Origin of the sequence: Phytobacter sp. SCO41, assembly GCF_003073275.1 — a bacterium.
In the GTDB taxonomy this organism is placed as follows: domain Bacteria; phylum Pseudomonadota; class Gammaproteobacteria; order Enterobacterales; family Enterobacteriaceae; genus Phytobacter; species Phytobacter diazotrophicus.
Window position 1 is genome coordinate 1,927,243 of sequence record NZ_CP027225.1, and the last position, 14,708, is coordinate 1,941,950.

Below are 14,708 nucleotides of genomic sequence, written 5' to 3' on the forward strand. Positions count from 1 at the left end.
ACTGATGAAAGATATTTCTATCACTGATTATCTTGGCCCCGGTGTTTATCTACTATGTAATTATCCTCAGGAATCAGGAGCTCTGATTGCTGAGAAGGGTTATAAAGTATGCTATTGCGAGGATGTGGCGCATTTAGCAGATGTTATTGATGATAATAAAGCTGACTTTATTCTGATTAGCGATAACGAAGGTAAATTCGAAGAATATATTGACGTTATCAGATTATCGGCACAATCTTCGGTAAAAAAAATCGCCATCGATATATTAGTGACAGAAAGTCAACGTGAGTTTTACTTTAATTTTGTTAAGGTATCACATCGCTTAGGCTATCGGCTGGATTCTTCTTTTTATTTGCTTAACCCGGGCTATAATAGTTCGTTCAATAGCGAGCAACATCTCAGGATGGTGCTAAGCTTTGGCCAGGGGCAACTAAATGAATTAGCGGATATCCCAGGCGAAAATGAGATTACCAGGAAAAATATCACGAAAGCCCTGCCCTATGTACGCCCTGGGGACAGGGTGCTTGTTATTTCCGAGTCAGACGACTCAGCCAATGACATTAAATGTCTTTTGTTAGAGCAGACAAAAGCATCTGTGGTTCAAGTCTCTTCGTTAGACAATATCGACGAAGCTTTATTCAAAGAGTTGGGCTATCATTTCATTGTAGTTGATAAATATTCAGATGATGATTTGATTAAATCCTTGGGCAATATAACCGCCAGGTTATTACCAGCTGGTCGCTATTTTTTTCTAAAAATAAATAAAGAAATTATTTATTCCTTAGAAAATTTGAATGTTCAGCCAGAAGTCTATTTCATCTATGAACATGGCAATCTGAAGGCGAAAATACATTATGGAGAAGATATTACACCCTCTCCTGAACTATGTGTATTTATGAAAAACCCTTTAGAAAAGACGTCAATGATATATGAAGAGACTATTTACGGCTACCCATCACCACCAAAAAATCTTTTAGCTTTTGCGAGAGATTATACTCACCCATGGCTAATTCGTGGTATTGTTGAATTTCCGTTCAGAAATCACTCAGCATATCATCTTAAGCAATATAGCCGACAAATTTTGCACCATTACGACCCTAGAAGCCCCGACTATGCGGCCGCACTAGCAGTATTAGGATATCAATTGCTTAGCAATGATGATGATGCTGAGGAAATTTTAGCCAAGATTCTAAACTATTGCTCCGAAGTGTTAAAATTGGCTAAACCATCACCTCATCAATACCGCTGGTACATTTCACTGTCGACACTATTAGGCCTTATTTATAATAGAAATGATGATAAAATTAAGGCATTAATTCACTTTTCAAACGCGGCGAATTCTTGTGTTGAAAAATTTAGTCCTTCAATTGGCACCAAGATATTACAAAGTCTATATATGCAGTCCGTTATATTGATTTCTTTGAATAAAATATCTTGTGCTGAGATAACTATTGAAAGAGGGATTAAAAGAGGCATACATTTATTTTATCATAACTCCGAGGAACTGGTCGGTAAAGTATCTCAGCCGTTCAATTTTGTTCTATTTATTTATCATGACATTATTGATTGGATTATCAAGTTGGTGAATATTAAGAATGCAATTCCTTCCAGGAAATTCAATATATTAAGTAATGATAACAATAATACTTGGTCGGCTCTGCTACATGAGCGCATGAATGCTATTAATAATATGTCGCAAATGATTGACGAGCGTGATAATACCATTCGTTTGCAAACTGGCTTAATTGATGAACGTGATAATATGATCGCGGCGCAGGAGAATTTAATTAATGAACGTGACAATGAGATCGCGGCGCAGAAGAATTTAATTAATGAGCGTGACATTGCGATTGCGGCGCATAAGAACATTATTGAAGAACGTGATAATGTGATAGCCACGCAGAAGGAGTTAATTAATGAACGTGGCAATGCGATCGCCGTGCAGAAAGACTTAATTGACGAACGTGATAATGCGATCGCGCTGCAGAAAGACTTAATTGATGAGCGTGATAATGCGATTGCGGCTCAAAAGGGCATAATAGGTGAGCGTGACAATGCGGTCGCGGTCCAGAAAAGCGTAATTGATGAACGCGAAAAGGCTATTCATCAGCAAAATCAGGTGATTGAAGGTTTACAGGAGGTAGTTAGCACTAAGGAACAAAAAATTGCTGAATTGCTTCATAAAAATGATGAAATCATTGCGTTAAATGATGAAAAAGAACTACACATGGCCCAACTCTCTGCGGATCTCGAACGGGCCAGATCGACTCTGCGTAAGATTAATAGCACGCCAGTAATAGGGCTTTTACTACGCATACTAAATATAAAATAATTTTATTTATCAAAGGTTACAATGGCTAATATTGCTTGGTTTATTCCACAACTCATTGAAGGATCTGGTGGTCATCGCACAATGCTGCAGCACGCTTCTTATCTTGAGAAAATGGGTCATACCTGTGTTATCTATCTTGAAGATAAGAGCGGAAAAATCAGTGGTGCTCAAGTTATCCATAAACTTTTCGGCATGAAATTCGAAAATGTAGTTTATGACTGGAATAATGCCCAACCCTGTGATGCGGCAGTGGCAACAATATGGTACTCAGCGCCTTTCGTTGCTGCACTTCCATTTGACTGCAAACGTTTGTACTTTGTTCAGGACTTCGAAGCCTACTTTAACCCCGTAGGTGACGCTTATCTAATGGCCGAGAATTCATATTGTTATGGGCTTACGCCAATCACAATCGGCCGCTGGCTGCGCCATAAACTGCATGACGATTTTGCGGTTAACAGCTACCACTTTGAGTTCGGAGCAAATAATAATATCTATAAACGTATTCCGACGATAAAAAAAGAGAAAGCTGTTTGCTTTATCTATCAGCCTGATAAACCAAGGCGCTGCTCACGCATCGGTATTGAAGCTTTAGGCATCGTTAAGCACTGCATGCCTGATGTTAAAATATATCTTTATGGTTCATCGATTAATGATAGCTTGTGGTTTGAGCATGAAAACCTTGGGTTGCTAGATCTGGCTTCATGTAATGAGTTGTATAATAAATGTTCCGTGGGGCTATGTATTAGTTCGTCTAACCCTTCTCGTATTCCCTTTGAGATGATGAATGCAGGGTTACCGGTTGTAGAAGTCTGGCGCGTAAATAACCTTTACGATTTTAACGAAGAAGCAATGTTATTATGTAAACAGACCCCGGAAAGTATTGCTGCAGGGATAATGAAGATTCTTAACGATTCAGACTTATCTAGTAAAATGAGTCATGCTGGCCAGAAGTTTATGAATGGTCGGACGCTTGAAACAGAGACAGAAGGGTTTTACCGCGCATTCAATAATGTCATGAATGGTCAGCTCCCTACGGGTGAAGACATTCCCCGCTCATACAGAAAATCTCCTTTTGAAGCATCGCTTGCCAGGCCAGATATTGCAAATACATTAACATTTGCTCACCAGAGCCTTTTAAAACGAATCGCGCTGCGTTTACCTGTATCTGTTCGTACCCCGCTACGTGCTCTTTATTTTAAGTTGAAGAAATAATCCAGATGAAAAAATTTAAACTCAAAACAGTCGATGTATGGGATACTATTCTGCGGCGTAACTGTCATCCAGACTTCATAAAACGTTCAACTTCATATTATTTTTTCCTGAAATATCACAAAATTCACAACATTGACTCTGTTGAACAACTATTTGTTAAGCGAGTAGAAACAGAACATACCATTGGTCAAGAGAATATGGCGCTTGGCTATGATGATGAATATCTGATTCAAGATGTTATACGGCGCTGGGTAGAAAACTATATCTCTGCAGAGCAGTATGATACCGCAGCGATTTCTCATGAGCTGTATAACTGGGAAATGGAGCAAGAGAAAAAAAACATCTACCTTGACCCTGGTATTAAAGAATTTTTGGCACAGTATCCTGCTGATACTACGCTATTCCTGTCGGATTTCTATACATCAGCTGATGATTTGAAAAAATTGCTTAACAGCGCAGGTATGCATGCTTCGATCATTGCGGACGGAGTTTCATCAATTGACGTGTGTTTAAATAAGCGCAGCGGTAAACTCTTCGATTTTGTTCAGCAAAAATATCAGCTATCTCCTACTGATTGGGTGCATATTGGTGATAATGAATGGTCTGACGTAAAAATGCCAGCATCAAAAGGCATAAACAGCATTCGATATCTCCCGACAGAACAGCATCAACTGCGTGAGCAAAAAGAGTTTCTCTGGAATAATAATGATGCTCTAACCGAGACACTTATTAATAACATAATCCAGGAACACTCTGAAACGGAGAATTTGAAGGATAATTTCTTATTGGGACTGAAAACCACACCATTAATTGCTGGTTTTTGTCTCAATATATTAGAAAGAGCCATTTCTTCTGGTAGTGAAAAAATATTCTTCCTCACCCGCGAAGGTGAGTTTTTCATTAAAGCATTTGATGTTTTGATTAAACATTTCAAAAATAATGTAAGCGAGATAAAACTACCAGAAATCGATATTCTTGAAGTCAGCCGGTTAGCGACTTTTGCACCATCATTGCAAGAAATCAGTCTTAAAGAAATGATGCGTGTATGGAATTTATATAGCACGCAATCTCTAGGTGCTTTATTTAAAACTCTAAATGTTGATATTGCTGAGTTCCAGGATCTTATTGATAAATATGCTATTCCTGCTGAACAACAGATCCAGTATCCATGGCAGGATGCACGCGTTCAGCAATTATTTGATGACGCTTCGTTTAAGAAAAAACTCTGGCAGCATGTGCTACAGCAACGGAGCCTTTTAAAGCACTATTTTGAGACAAAAGGGTTGCGTGATGACATGGATATTAAAGTTTGTATTGTCGATGTTGGTTGGCGTGGCACAATTCACGATAACATTGCTTTGCTATACCCAAATATTCATTTCACCGGCGTTTACCTTGGGCTACAAAAATTCCTAAACGATCAGCCGTCAAATACATCGAAGTTTGCTTTCGGTCCGAATCTGAATCACCAACTGGAGTATCCGCATTTTCTTGATTCGGTCGCACCCATTGAGATGATCACCAATTCCCCTTCAGGCAGCGTCACGGGGTATGAAGAAAAAAATGGAAAATTCGTTGCTATCCGTAAAATTGATGACGATGAAAACACCGCGTGGAGTAAGTTTACTAAAACCTTTCAGGAAGGGATTCTGGCGGGTATGGAATCCTTTTCTATAGCAGTGTTAAGTTATGGACTTACACATGATCAAGTGCGCGGCTACGCCTTAAAAGTGTGGGACGTATTGATTAGCGGGAATAACAAATCGCTGACAGATGCTTTTAGCAATTTAAACCATAATGAAACATTTGGTTTAGGTGGTTATGTTAAAAAGAGCCAGGTACCTTCAACCCGTGAAATACTAGGTGCTCTCTGGAATAAAGTTTATAGAAAGAATTTGATTAGTTTTATCAAAGCGAATCAGTGGAGCGAAGGTATACGTAACCGTGACAATCTTACCTGGCTAAATAAAAACGTTTTAGCATTGACGATTGACCTCGCAGTATTTTACAAAAAAAATTTCTATCGTAAATAGGAACTGTTATCCGGGGACTTTATATATTACCACTCGGATTAACCCTTTCTTTCATGGTGGTAAGTAACATTTACCACCTGCCTTCGCTCGTATTATTATGTTATATAAATATAAATATAAATATAAATATAAATATAAATATAAATATAAATATAAATATAAAATATCAATATTCTTGAGACGGATGATTCATTTATGGTGAGTGATAGGAATTAATTTTGATGGTGTCAGATTAATACGCTAAAAATGTAAAAACTTATAATTTTATCTACATACTAGTTCACGTTTGCTGATGCCTCACCGTATGGAAAAATTGCGAAGTCAGCAGCCCATAAATACCTCGTTTCAGTCATAGTGCCGTAGTTTTTCGTAATTTTTCCTTAGTACTGTGCCTGAAATCGAAGAAGGACTTAGTTATATAAATTATTAGTCCATTGAAAACGAGAGAGAATATGAAGATCCTTGTTACCGGTGGAGCTGGTTTTATTGGTTCTGCTGTTGTTCGTCATATCATAGAAAATACACATGATGAAGTTCGGGTTGTCGATTGTTTAACCTACGCGGGTAATCTGGAGTCTTTGGCTCCAATAGCAAACAATGAACGCTATTCATTCTCGCGAACGAATATCACTGATGCTAAAGGTGTTGCAGGGCAGTTCAATGATTTTCGACCAGATATTGTGATGCATTTGGCGGCAGAAAGCCATGTGGATCGCTCAATCGACGGGCCAGCCACATTCATTCAGACGAACATAATTGGAACTTTCATCCTTTTAGAAGCCGCCCGCCATTACTATAACTCGCTTAACGAATATCAAAAGTCAGTATTTCGTTTTCATCATATCTCGACTGATGAGGTGTATGGAGATCTGGCTGGGACGGGCGGTCTGTTTACCGAAGAAACGCCTTATGCGCCAAGTAGTCCTTATTCAGCAAGTAAGGCAGGAAGCGATCATTTAGTTTATGCATGGAACCGCACTTACCATCTTCCGGTTCTAGTGACAAATTGTTCGAATAATTATGGACCTTATCATTTTCCGGAAAAGCTCATTCCGTTGACTATTCTGAATGCACTTGCAGGTAAACCTCTACCAATTTATGGAAATGGTGAACAAATCCGTGACTGGTTGTATGTTGACGATCATGCCCGAGCGTTATACAAAGTTGCAACCGAAGGTATAAGCGGGGAAACCTACAATATTGGTGGGCACAACGAGCGTAAAAATATTGATGTGGTGAAAACGATTTGCGCCATTCTTGATCGCGTAGTTGAACATAAACCTGGACACATCAAGCAATTTGCTGACTTGATTACATTTGTAACCGATCGACCGGGCCATGATCTTCGCTATGCAATCGATGCCAGTAAAATTAAACGCGAATTGGGTTGGGAACCTCTGGAAACCTTTGAGAGTGGGATCGAGAAAACCGTCCATTGGTATCTAAATAATAAGTCTTGGTGGAAGCGAGTGCTGGACGGCTCTTATGCGGGAGAGAGACTTGGGATGAGCCAATAAATAGGAGATAGTAAGAATGAAAGGTATTGTTCTGGCCGGTGGTTCTGGCACTCGCCTGTATCCAATTACTCAAGGTGTTTCGAAGCAACTCCTGCCTATCTATGATAAGCCGATGATCTATTATCCTATATCGGTATTAATGTTGGCCGGGATTCGGGATATTTTAATCATTAGTACCCCCATCGATATGCCTGCATTCCAGCGACTACTTGGAGACGGCTCCCAGTTTGGTGTCAATTTTACTTATGCGGTTCAACCTTCCCCGGAAGGGTTGCCACAAGCCTTTTTAATTGGTGAAAAATTTATCAATGGAGATAGTTGTGCCCTGGTGCTAGGCGATAATATCTTTTTTGGTCAGGGGTTTGCGCCACAACTTATTGAGGTTTCGCGCCGTCAGAATGGTGCAACAGTTTTTGGGTATCGTGTCCGTGATCCGGAGCGTTTTGGTGTTGTAGAATTTGATGATAAATTCAGAGCCATTTCAATTGAAGAGAAACCTAAAGCACCGAAATCTGACTGGGCGGTGACAGGTCTTTATTTCTATGACAAAAATGTTGTAGATATGGCGCGAATGGTAAAGCCTTCTAAACGAGGTGAGTTAGAAATCACAACGTTGAATGAAATGTACCTCCATACCGGTAATTTAAATGTTGAACGTTTAGGACGTGGTTTTGCCTGGCTGGATACAGGGACACACGATAGTTTGCTTGAAGCATCTCAATTCATCCATACAATAGAAAAAAGGCAAGGTTTTAAAGTCGCCTGTCTTGAAGAAATTGCTTATAATAATAAATGGATTACCAAGGATAAAGTTAATGAGCAGGCTCAAAAAATGGGTAAAACTGAATATGGCTATTACTTGTTTCATTTGGTGAATATTTAGGCTGTGGGGTTTTATACCCTGAAGTAAAATTACTAATTCATGGCCATTAACTTTAATTATTATCAAGGGATGTTATGGATTTCTATAAGTCTCCGAGCCGTCAGGTTTCTGCCCACGGTGAAGTTTTGAATTAACTAATTCTAACCATGTAAAACTAACACTGAAGTAAGTAAAATCTTATTTTCAGATGTTTGTGGTTGAGACCGAGACAAGTAATGTGACGTAACCTGAGATTGTAATTAGATTCGGTATTATTAAAATCGTCGTCCACATTATTTTATCGGCTGATAACGCATTTCTCTTGGATATACTTCACTTTTAGCAAATGAAAGAAGCTGTCCATATAGACACTGTCGCAGCAAAAGCACTTTGCGTTTTACTGCTCTGCAGATTATGTCGTTCCAGCAGGGATTGGTAATCTTCTAAAGAGCACAGATCACCACGACTGTCCTGAACAATAATATTTTTGTGTCGTTTAGCCTATCCGAGGTCTCCAGCAGAACAATGTGGCTGGGATATGTATGTACTGGCGACAACGTAGGGCCGGACTTCCGGCCCCTGTATTTATTTGTGCCGGGCTTTGAGATTTTCGATAACTGTGGTCAGATCCAGGTTCTGATCCTGCAACAAGACCAGCAGGTGATACATCAAGTCTGACGCTTCATTGGTCAGTTCTTCGCGATCGTGAACGGTGGCCGCCAGTGCGGTCTCCACGCCTTCTTCACCCACCTTTTGTGCGATACGCTTGGTGCCGCTGGCATACAGCTTCGCGGTATATGAGCTGGCCGGGTCTGCCGTTTTGCGTTCGGCGAGCAGTTGTTCCAGTTGGTAGAGGAACAGCCACTGATGGGCATTGTCGCCAAAGCAACTGGACGTTCCCGTGTGGCAGGTTGGACCAATGGGATTCACCAGTACCAGCAGGGTATCGTTATCACAGTCCGGCGCAATGTTCACCACATTCAGAAAATGGCCAGAACTTTCGCCTTTGGTCCACAAACGTCCTTTGGTCCGCGAGAAGAAGGTGACTTTGCCACTTTCCAGCGTTTTCGCCAGCGCGTCCTTGTTCATATACCCCAGCATCAATACTTCGCCGGAGACCGCGTGTTGCACCACGGCGGGCAGCAGTCCGTCGGTTTTTTCCCAGTCCAGTTGGGCCAGTTGCAGCTCTGTTAACATACCCTTATCTCCACGCCCTGGCCTGCCAGGAACGTTTTTAACTCACCAATATTGATAATTTGCTTATGGAACACCGATGCCGCCAGCGCGCCGTCGACGTTGGCGTCGCGGAAGGCCTCAAGGAAGTGTTCCATTGTACCCGCGCCACCGGAAGCGATAAGCGGGACGTGGCAAACCTCGCGCACTTTTTTCAGTTGCTCAAGGTCATAACCGTTACGCACGCCGTCCTGGTTCATCATGTTAAGCACGATCTCGCCAGCTCCGCGTTTCTGCACTTCCTGCACCCAGTCCAGCGTCTCCCAGGTGGTCACGCGGGTGCGGCTTTCATCACCGGTATACTGATTGACGTGGTATTTACCGGTCGACGCATCAAACCAGGTATCGATACCCACCACAATACACTGCACGCCAAAACGATCGGCGAGGCGGGTGATAAGCTCCGGATCCGCCAGCGCCGGGGAGTTGATGGAAATCTTATCCGCGCCGAAAGAGAGAATTTTGTGCGCATCGTCAGCAGACTTGATCCCGCCCGCCACACAGAACGGAATGTCGATCACTTCCGCGACGCGAGAGACCCAGCTTTTATCGACCACGCGCCCGTCACTGGAGGCGGTGATATCGTAAAAAACCAGTTCGTCTGCGCCTTCTTCGGCGTAGCGTTTCGCCAGAGGCACGATGTCACCGATGATTTCGTGATTACGAAACTGAACGCCTTTCACCACCTGACCATCGCGTACGTCGAGACAAGGAATTATCCGTTTTGCCAGCATTGGATGGCCTCCGTTACAGTAAATTTACCTTCCAGCAGCGCGCGACCCACGATCACGCCTTTCACGCCTGTTCCACGCAGCGCCGCAATATCGTTGATACCGCCGATACCACCGGAAGACTGAAACGCAACCTGCGGATATCGCGCGCACACTTCTTCATACAGCGACACGTTCGAGCCTGCCAGCGTACCATCGCGGGAGATATCGGTGCACAGCACATGCCTGAGACCAACCGGGAGATAGGTTTCTACCAGTTCTTCCAGCGAGACGCCGGAATCTTCCTGCCAGCCGCTTACCGCCACCTGTTTATTGCCTGCGGCATCAATACGTACATCCAGCGCCAGGACCAGCGCATCGGCGCCAAAACGCTCGAACCACCCTTTAACCACCTCAGGTGATTTCACGGCTGTTGAACCAACGACCACACGGGCGACGCCGGCATCAAGCAGCGCGGCGACATCCTCTTCGGTACGTACACCACCGCCGACCTGTACCGGCACATTCACCCCGGCAACCAGTGTTTTCAGCAATGGGATCTGGCGACGCGCCGGATCTTTCGCACCGGTTAAATCCACCAGATGCAGCACTTGCGCACCCTGGGAGGCGTAATCCTGCAGGCGCGGCAACGGGTCGGTGCCGTAGTCGCGCTGCTGACCATAATCCCCCTGGTGCAGGCGCACTACCGTTCCATCAATTAAATCTAAAGCCGGAATAATCATCACATCTCCAGAAAGTTTTTCAGCAGTTGTGCACCCGCGCGCCCTGAACGTTCCGGATGGAATTGCACGCCATAGAAATTGTCTTTTTGCACCGCAGCAGTAAACGGCGTGCCGTACTGACACTGGGCGATGGTGTAAGGGTTAACCGGCATGGCGTAGCTATGAACAAAATAGAAGTACGCGCCGTCATCTATCCCCTGAAACAGGCGGTTGCCTGCTTTCGGATAGACTTGGTTCCAGCCCATGTGCGGCAGTGGTAAACCAACATCTTCCATTTTCGGCACGTCCTGGTCGATGATACCCAGTAAATCCACGCCACTGTTCTCTTCGCTGAAACGTCCCAGTAACTGCATACCCAGGCAGATGCCCAGCACCGGCTGGGTGCAGGCTTTTACCAGTTCAATCAGGTCGCGTTCGCGCAATTGATCCATGGCGGCCTGCGCCGTGCCTACGCCGGGCAGAAACAGTTTGTCGGCGCGCAGCACCACGTCCGGATCGCGGCTCACCAGCGGCTCGTAGCCGTGACGCGAAATGGCCGATTTCACAGAGTTGAGGTTAGCGCACCCGGTATCCAGGATAACGACATTCATCACAACACTCCTTTCGAGGAGGGAAGGGTATCGCCTTCGACGCGAATGGCCTGGCGCAGCGTGCGACCAAAGACTTTGAACAGGCTCTCCACGCGGTGGTGATCGTTTTTCCCTTTGGTTTTCAAATGCAGCGTCACACCCATGGTGTAAGAAAGAGAACTAAAGAAGTGCTCAACCATCTCGGTGCTCAAATCGCCCACGCGCTGATAGGTAAACTCAGCTTTATATTCCAGGTGCGGACGCCCGGAAATATCCAGCGCGCAGCGTGCCAGGCATTCGTCCATCGGCAGCACAAAACCGAAACGGTTGATACCGCGCTTGTCGCCCAGCGCCAGTTTCAACGCTTCGCCTAACGCCAGGCCGGTATCTTCAACCGTATGGTGATCGTCAATGTAGAGATCGCCTTTGACGTCGATTTCCATGCGAAAGCCGCCGTGGGTGGCAATTTGATCGAGCATATGATCAAAGAAGCCCACGCCGGTGCGGATTTTGCTGCCGCCTTCGCGATCCAGCCACACTTTGACGTCAATCTGCGTCTCTTTGGTTTTGCGCTCAACGTGGGCGTAACGATCGCGTTTGGTCAACTGCTCGCCAATGGCTGCCCAGTTCAGGGTTTCACGGTTGTAACGCAGCCCGGCAATGCCCATGTTGGCCGCCAGTTCAATATCCGTTGCGCGGTCGCCAATGACGTAGCTGTTCGCTTTATCCAGCGCTTGCTCAACCAGCCAGCGCTCAACCATTTTTACTTTCGGTTTGCGGCAATCACACTCATCGCCCGGGAAGTGCGGGCAAATCAACACCTCTTCAAACACCACACCCTGAGAGGTGAAAATTTGCATCATCAGGTTATGCGGGCCATCAAAATCGGCCTGCGGGAAGCTGCTGGTGCCCAGACCATCCTGATTAGTGATCATCACCAGTTTAAAACCGGCTTTTTGGAGTGCGAGCAGAACCGGAATCGCGTCCGGTTCAAAGGCCAGCTTGTCAAAACGATCGACCTGATAATCAGATGGCGGCTCGGAAATCAGGGTTCCATCACGGTCAATAAAAAGGTACTTCTGGCTCATACAGACTCCGCACGTAAAGCGTCGATGACGCGCTGGCTCTCTTCGCGGGTGCCGATAGTGATACGCAGGCAGCCGCTCAAGGTCGGTTGTTTATTTTGGTCACGCAGGATAATGCCCTGATCCCACAGAGATTTAAAGACAGCGCTGGAGGCTTTGAAGCGTACCAGAATGTAGTTGGTCTCTGAATCAAACACCGTCTCCACGCAGGGAATATCACGAAGTGATGTTGACAGATATTCGCGCTCGGCCACGATCTGTGCGACACGCTCACGCATCGCCACAATCCCTTCCGGGCTCAGAGCCTGGGCCGCGATATCGGCCACTGGTGTAGAAAGTGGATAGGGGGCGATCACTTTCATCAGCATGTTGATCACCTCTTCATTTGCCAGGGTGAAGCCGCAACGCAGGCCTGCCAGCGCAAAAGCTTTGGACAGCGTGCGCAGTATCACCAGGTGCGGATACTCTTCAAGCCAGCCCGCCAGCGTCGCCTGAGGGCAAAATTCAATATACGCTTCGTCGGCCACTACGAGCGCTTTGCCGCGCGTCATCTCCAGCACGGCGCGAATGTCCTGCGGATTGATGATTTGACCGGTGGGGTTGTTCGGGCTGCAGACATACACCAGTTTGACGTTCTCAAGCTGGTCGGCAATGTTTTGCAGATCCAGTTGCCAGCCGTCCAGTGTCAGGGCCGTGCGGTACTCAACGCCAAAGGTTTCTGCGCTCACGCTGTACATACCGTAGGTCGGCGGGCAGAACAGAATGGCGTCTTTACCCGGTTCGCAGAACGCGCGGATAAGGAGCTCAATGCCTTCATCAGCGCCGCGACTCACCAACACTTGTTCCGGCTTAAGCCCGGCGTATTGCGCATACCCTTCAATGACCGCTTTTGGCTGGCATTCCGGGTAGCGGTTCAGCGTTTGCTGAGTGAAATTAAATTCCACTGCCGTCGGGAATTCGTTGGCGTTCAACCAGACATCGCCCTTACCGCCAAGACGACGGGCAGACTGATACGGGGTCAGGGCACGTACGTTGGCGCGAGCCAGTTCCTCAATACTCATGCTTGCTCCTTAAGGGCGTTAACACGCAGGGTGACGGCATTTTTGTGGGCGGTGAGCAGTTCAGCGGCCGCCAGCGTTTCAATAGTAGAAGCGAGAGACGCGAAGCCTTCGCGCGATAATTCCTGGACAGTCATCCGTTTCTGGAAATCGGCCAGCCCCAGGCTGGAGCAGGTTGCGGTATAACCGTATGTTGGCAGGACATGGTTAGTGCCGGAGGCATAATCACCGGCGGACTCGGGTGACCAGTCGCCCAAAAAGACCGAGCCGGCGCTGGTGATATCATCCACCAGGTCACGCGCGCTACGGGTCTGAATAATCAAATGCTCCGGACCATACTGGTTAGAGATTTGTACGCATTGTGCCAGGTCTTTCGCCACAATCAGGCGGCTGGCGGAGAGCGCTTTACGCGCCGTTTCCGCACGAGGCAGGTCGGCTAACTGACGTTCAACGGCGTCGGCAACGGCGCGGGCCATGTCGGCATCCGGCGTCAGCAGGATCACCTGCGAGTCCGGGCCGTGCTCCGCCTGCGACAACAGATCGGAGGCGACAAAATCAGGCGTGGCGCCGCTGTCGGCAATCACCAGCACTTCCGAAGGACCCGCTGGCATATCGATAGCAGCGCCATCCAGACGCTGGCTTACCTGACGCTTGGCCTCGGTCACGAAGGCGTTGCCGGGTCCAAAGATTTTATCGACTTTTGGCACTGATTCCGTGCCAAATGCCAGAGCCGCAATCGCTTGCGCGCCCCCCACTTTAAAGACTTCCTGTACACCGCAGAGTTGCGCCGCATAGAGAATTTCATCCGCAATAGGGGGAGGGGAGCAGAGCACCACTTTTTTGCAGCCTGCAATGCGTGCCGGAGTGGCCAGCATCAGTACGGTGGAAAACAGCGGCGCGGAGCCACCTGGGATATACAACCCGACGGAGGCGATAGGGCGGGTGACTTGCTGGCAACGCACGCCTGGCACTGTTTCGACATCAACCGTTTGCAGTTTCTGTGCGACGTGGAACGTGTCGATATTCTTAACCGCCACGGCCATCGCCTGCTTGATGTCGTCACCGAGACGGGCGCTGGCATCGGCAATTTCCTGCGCGGTCACTTTCAGCGCGGTAACGTCAGTTTTATCAAATTTCGCGCTGTATTCGCGCAGGGCGTTATCGCCATTGCTTTTCACGTTGTCGAGGATCTCCACAACGGTACGGGTGATATTTTCTGAGGCGGAGATCGCCGGGCGCATCAGCAGCTCGCGTTGCTGTTCAGGGCTGCAACTGTTCCAGTCGATGATAGTGTTAAAGCTCATAATCGTTTTCCTTTATAGGCAGGGTGACGCTTTCGCTTATCCGGCCTGGA

The 14,708-nt window shown here is 46.3% G+C and carries 12 protein-coding genes; 5 read left to right on the forward strand and 7 right to left on the reverse strand.

Going from position 1 to position 14,708, the window contains the following annotated elements; translation table 11 throughout:
• Window positions 1-4 precede the first annotated feature (4 nt).
• The 5 genes from C5523_RS09215 (at window position 5) to rfbA (ending at window position 7,977) form a co-directional block, all read left to right on the forward strand.
• Window positions 5-2,332, forward strand: coding sequence for a hypothetical protein (locus tag C5523_RS09215; protein WP_108700985.1), 2,328 nt, complete (start codon window positions 5-7; stop codon window positions 2,330-2,332).
• 21 nt (window positions 2,333-2,353) lie between these two features.
• Window positions 2,354-3,544 (forward strand): glycosyl transferase family 1, encoded by a 1,191-nt coding sequence (locus C5523_RS09220; RefSeq protein WP_108700986.1) that lies wholly within the window; start codon window positions 2,354-2,356, stop codon window positions 3,542-3,544.
• Window positions 3,545-3,549: 5 nt separating this feature from the next.
• Window positions 3,550-5,577, forward strand: coding sequence for a hypothetical protein (locus C5523_RS09225; protein WP_108700987.1), 2,028 nt, complete (start codon window positions 3,550-3,552; stop codon window positions 5,575-5,577).
• A 452-nt stretch (window positions 5,578-6,029) separates the two neighbouring features.
• Window positions 6,030-7,094, forward strand: coding sequence for a dTDP-glucose 4,6-dehydratase (gene rfbB / locus C5523_RS09230; protein ID WP_108700988.1), 1,065 nt, complete (start codon window positions 6,030-6,032; stop codon window positions 7,092-7,094).
• Window positions 7,095-7,110: 16 nt separating this feature from the next.
• Window positions 7,111-7,977, forward strand: coding sequence for a glucose-1-phosphate thymidylyltransferase RfbA (gene rfbA / locus C5523_RS09235; RefSeq protein WP_108700989.1), 867 nt, complete (start codon window positions 7,111-7,113; stop codon window positions 7,975-7,977).
• A gap of 564 nt (window positions 7,978-8,541) precedes the next feature.
• On the opposite strand, the gene hisIE is transcribed toward rfbA, so the two are convergent.
• Genes hisIE through hisD form a run of 7 tightly spaced genes read right to left on the reverse strand, consistent with a single transcriptional unit; the run spans window position 8,542 to window position 14,658 of the window.
• Entirely contained in the window at window positions 8,542-9,153 is a 612-nt protein-coding gene (hisIE, locus tag C5523_RS09240; protein WP_108700990.1) for a bifunctional phosphoribosyl-AMP cyclohydrolase/phosphoribosyl-ATP diphosphatase HisIE, read from the reverse strand.
• Window positions 9,147-9,923, reverse strand: a complete 777-nt coding sequence (hisF, locus tag C5523_RS09245) for an imidazole glycerol phosphate synthase subunit HisF (protein WP_041851941.1) — start codon at window positions 9,921-9,923, stop codon at window positions 9,147-9,149. The genes hisIE and hisF overlap by 7 nt, the downstream gene beginning before the upstream one ends.
• A complete protein-coding gene (gene hisA / locus C5523_RS09250) occupies window positions 9,905-10,642 on the reverse strand; it encodes a 1-(5-phosphoribosyl)-5-[(5-phosphoribosylamino)methylideneamino]imidazole-4-carboxamide isomerase (RefSeq protein ID WP_108700991.1) in 738 nt (245 codons plus the stop codon). The genes hisF and hisA overlap by 19 nt, the downstream gene beginning before the upstream one ends.
• Entirely contained in the window at window positions 10,642-11,232 is a 591-nt protein-coding gene (gene hisH, locus C5523_RS09255; protein WP_041851939.1) for an imidazole glycerol phosphate synthase subunit HisH, read from the reverse strand. Before hisH ends, hisA begins: the two co-directional genes overlap by 1 nt.
• Complete coding sequence (hisB, locus tag C5523_RS09260; protein WP_041851938.1) at window positions 11,232-12,299, reverse strand: bifunctional histidinol-phosphatase/imidazoleglycerol-phosphate dehydratase HisB; 1,068 nt, start codon at window positions 12,297-12,299, stop codon at window positions 11,232-11,234. Before hisB ends, hisH begins: the two co-directional genes overlap by 1 nt.
• Complete coding sequence (hisC, locus tag C5523_RS09265) at window positions 12,296-13,357, reverse strand: histidinol-phosphate transaminase (RefSeq protein ID WP_108700992.1); 1,062 nt, start codon at window positions 13,355-13,357, stop codon at window positions 12,296-12,298. The genes hisB and hisC overlap by 4 nt, the downstream gene beginning before the upstream one ends.
• A complete protein-coding gene (hisD, locus tag C5523_RS09270) occupies window positions 13,354-14,658 on the reverse strand; it encodes a histidinol dehydrogenase (RefSeq protein WP_071196261.1) in 1,305 nt (434 codons plus the stop codon). The genes hisC and hisD overlap by 4 nt, the downstream gene beginning before the upstream one ends.
• Window positions 14,659-14,708 lie beyond the last annotated feature (50 nt).

Bases quoted from the DNA above. Each gene is read 5' to 3' on its own strand.
- C5523_RS09215 (WP_108700985.1), top strand. From the start codon at position 5: ATGAAAGATATTTCTATCACTGATTATCTTGGCCCCGGTGTTTATCTA.
- rfbB (WP_108700988.1), top strand. From the start codon at position 6,030: ATGAAGATCCTTGTTACCGGTGGAGCTGGTTTTATTGGTTCTGCTGTT.
- hisB (WP_041851938.1), bottom strand. From the start codon at position 12,299: ATGAGCCAGAAGTACCTTTTTATTGACCGTGATGGAACCCTGATTTCC.
- hisD (WP_071196261.1), bottom strand. From the start codon at position 14,658: ATGAGCTTTAACACTATCATCGACTGGAACAGTTGCAGCCCTGAACAG.
- rfbA (WP_108700989.1), top strand. From the start codon at position 7,111: ATGAAAGGTATTGTTCTGGCCGGTGGTTCTGGCACTCGCCTGTATCCA.
- C5523_RS09220 (WP_108700986.1), top strand. From the start codon at position 2,354: ATGGCTAATATTGCTTGGTTTATTCCACAACTCATTGAAGGATCTGGT.
- hisF (WP_041851941.1), bottom strand. From the start codon at position 9,923: ATGCTGGCAAAACGGATAATTCCTTGTCTCGACGTACGCGATGGTCAG.
- hisH (WP_041851939.1), bottom strand. From the start codon at position 11,232: ATGAATGTCGTTATCCTGGATACCGGGTGCGCTAACCTCAACTCTGTG.
- hisA (WP_108700991.1), bottom strand. From the start codon at position 10,642: ATGATTATTCCGGCTTTAGATTTAATTGATGGAACGGTAGTGCGCCTG.
- hisIE (WP_108700990.1), bottom strand. From the start codon at position 9,153: ATGTTAACAGAGCTGCAACTGGCCCAACTGGACTGGGAAAAAACCGAC.
- C5523_RS09225 (WP_108700987.1), top strand. From the start codon at position 3,550: ATGAAAAAATTTAAACTCAAAACAGTCGATGTATGGGATACTATTCTG.
- hisC (WP_108700992.1), bottom strand. From the start codon at position 13,357: ATGAGTATTGAGGAACTGGCTCGCGCCAACGTACGTGCCCTGACCCCG.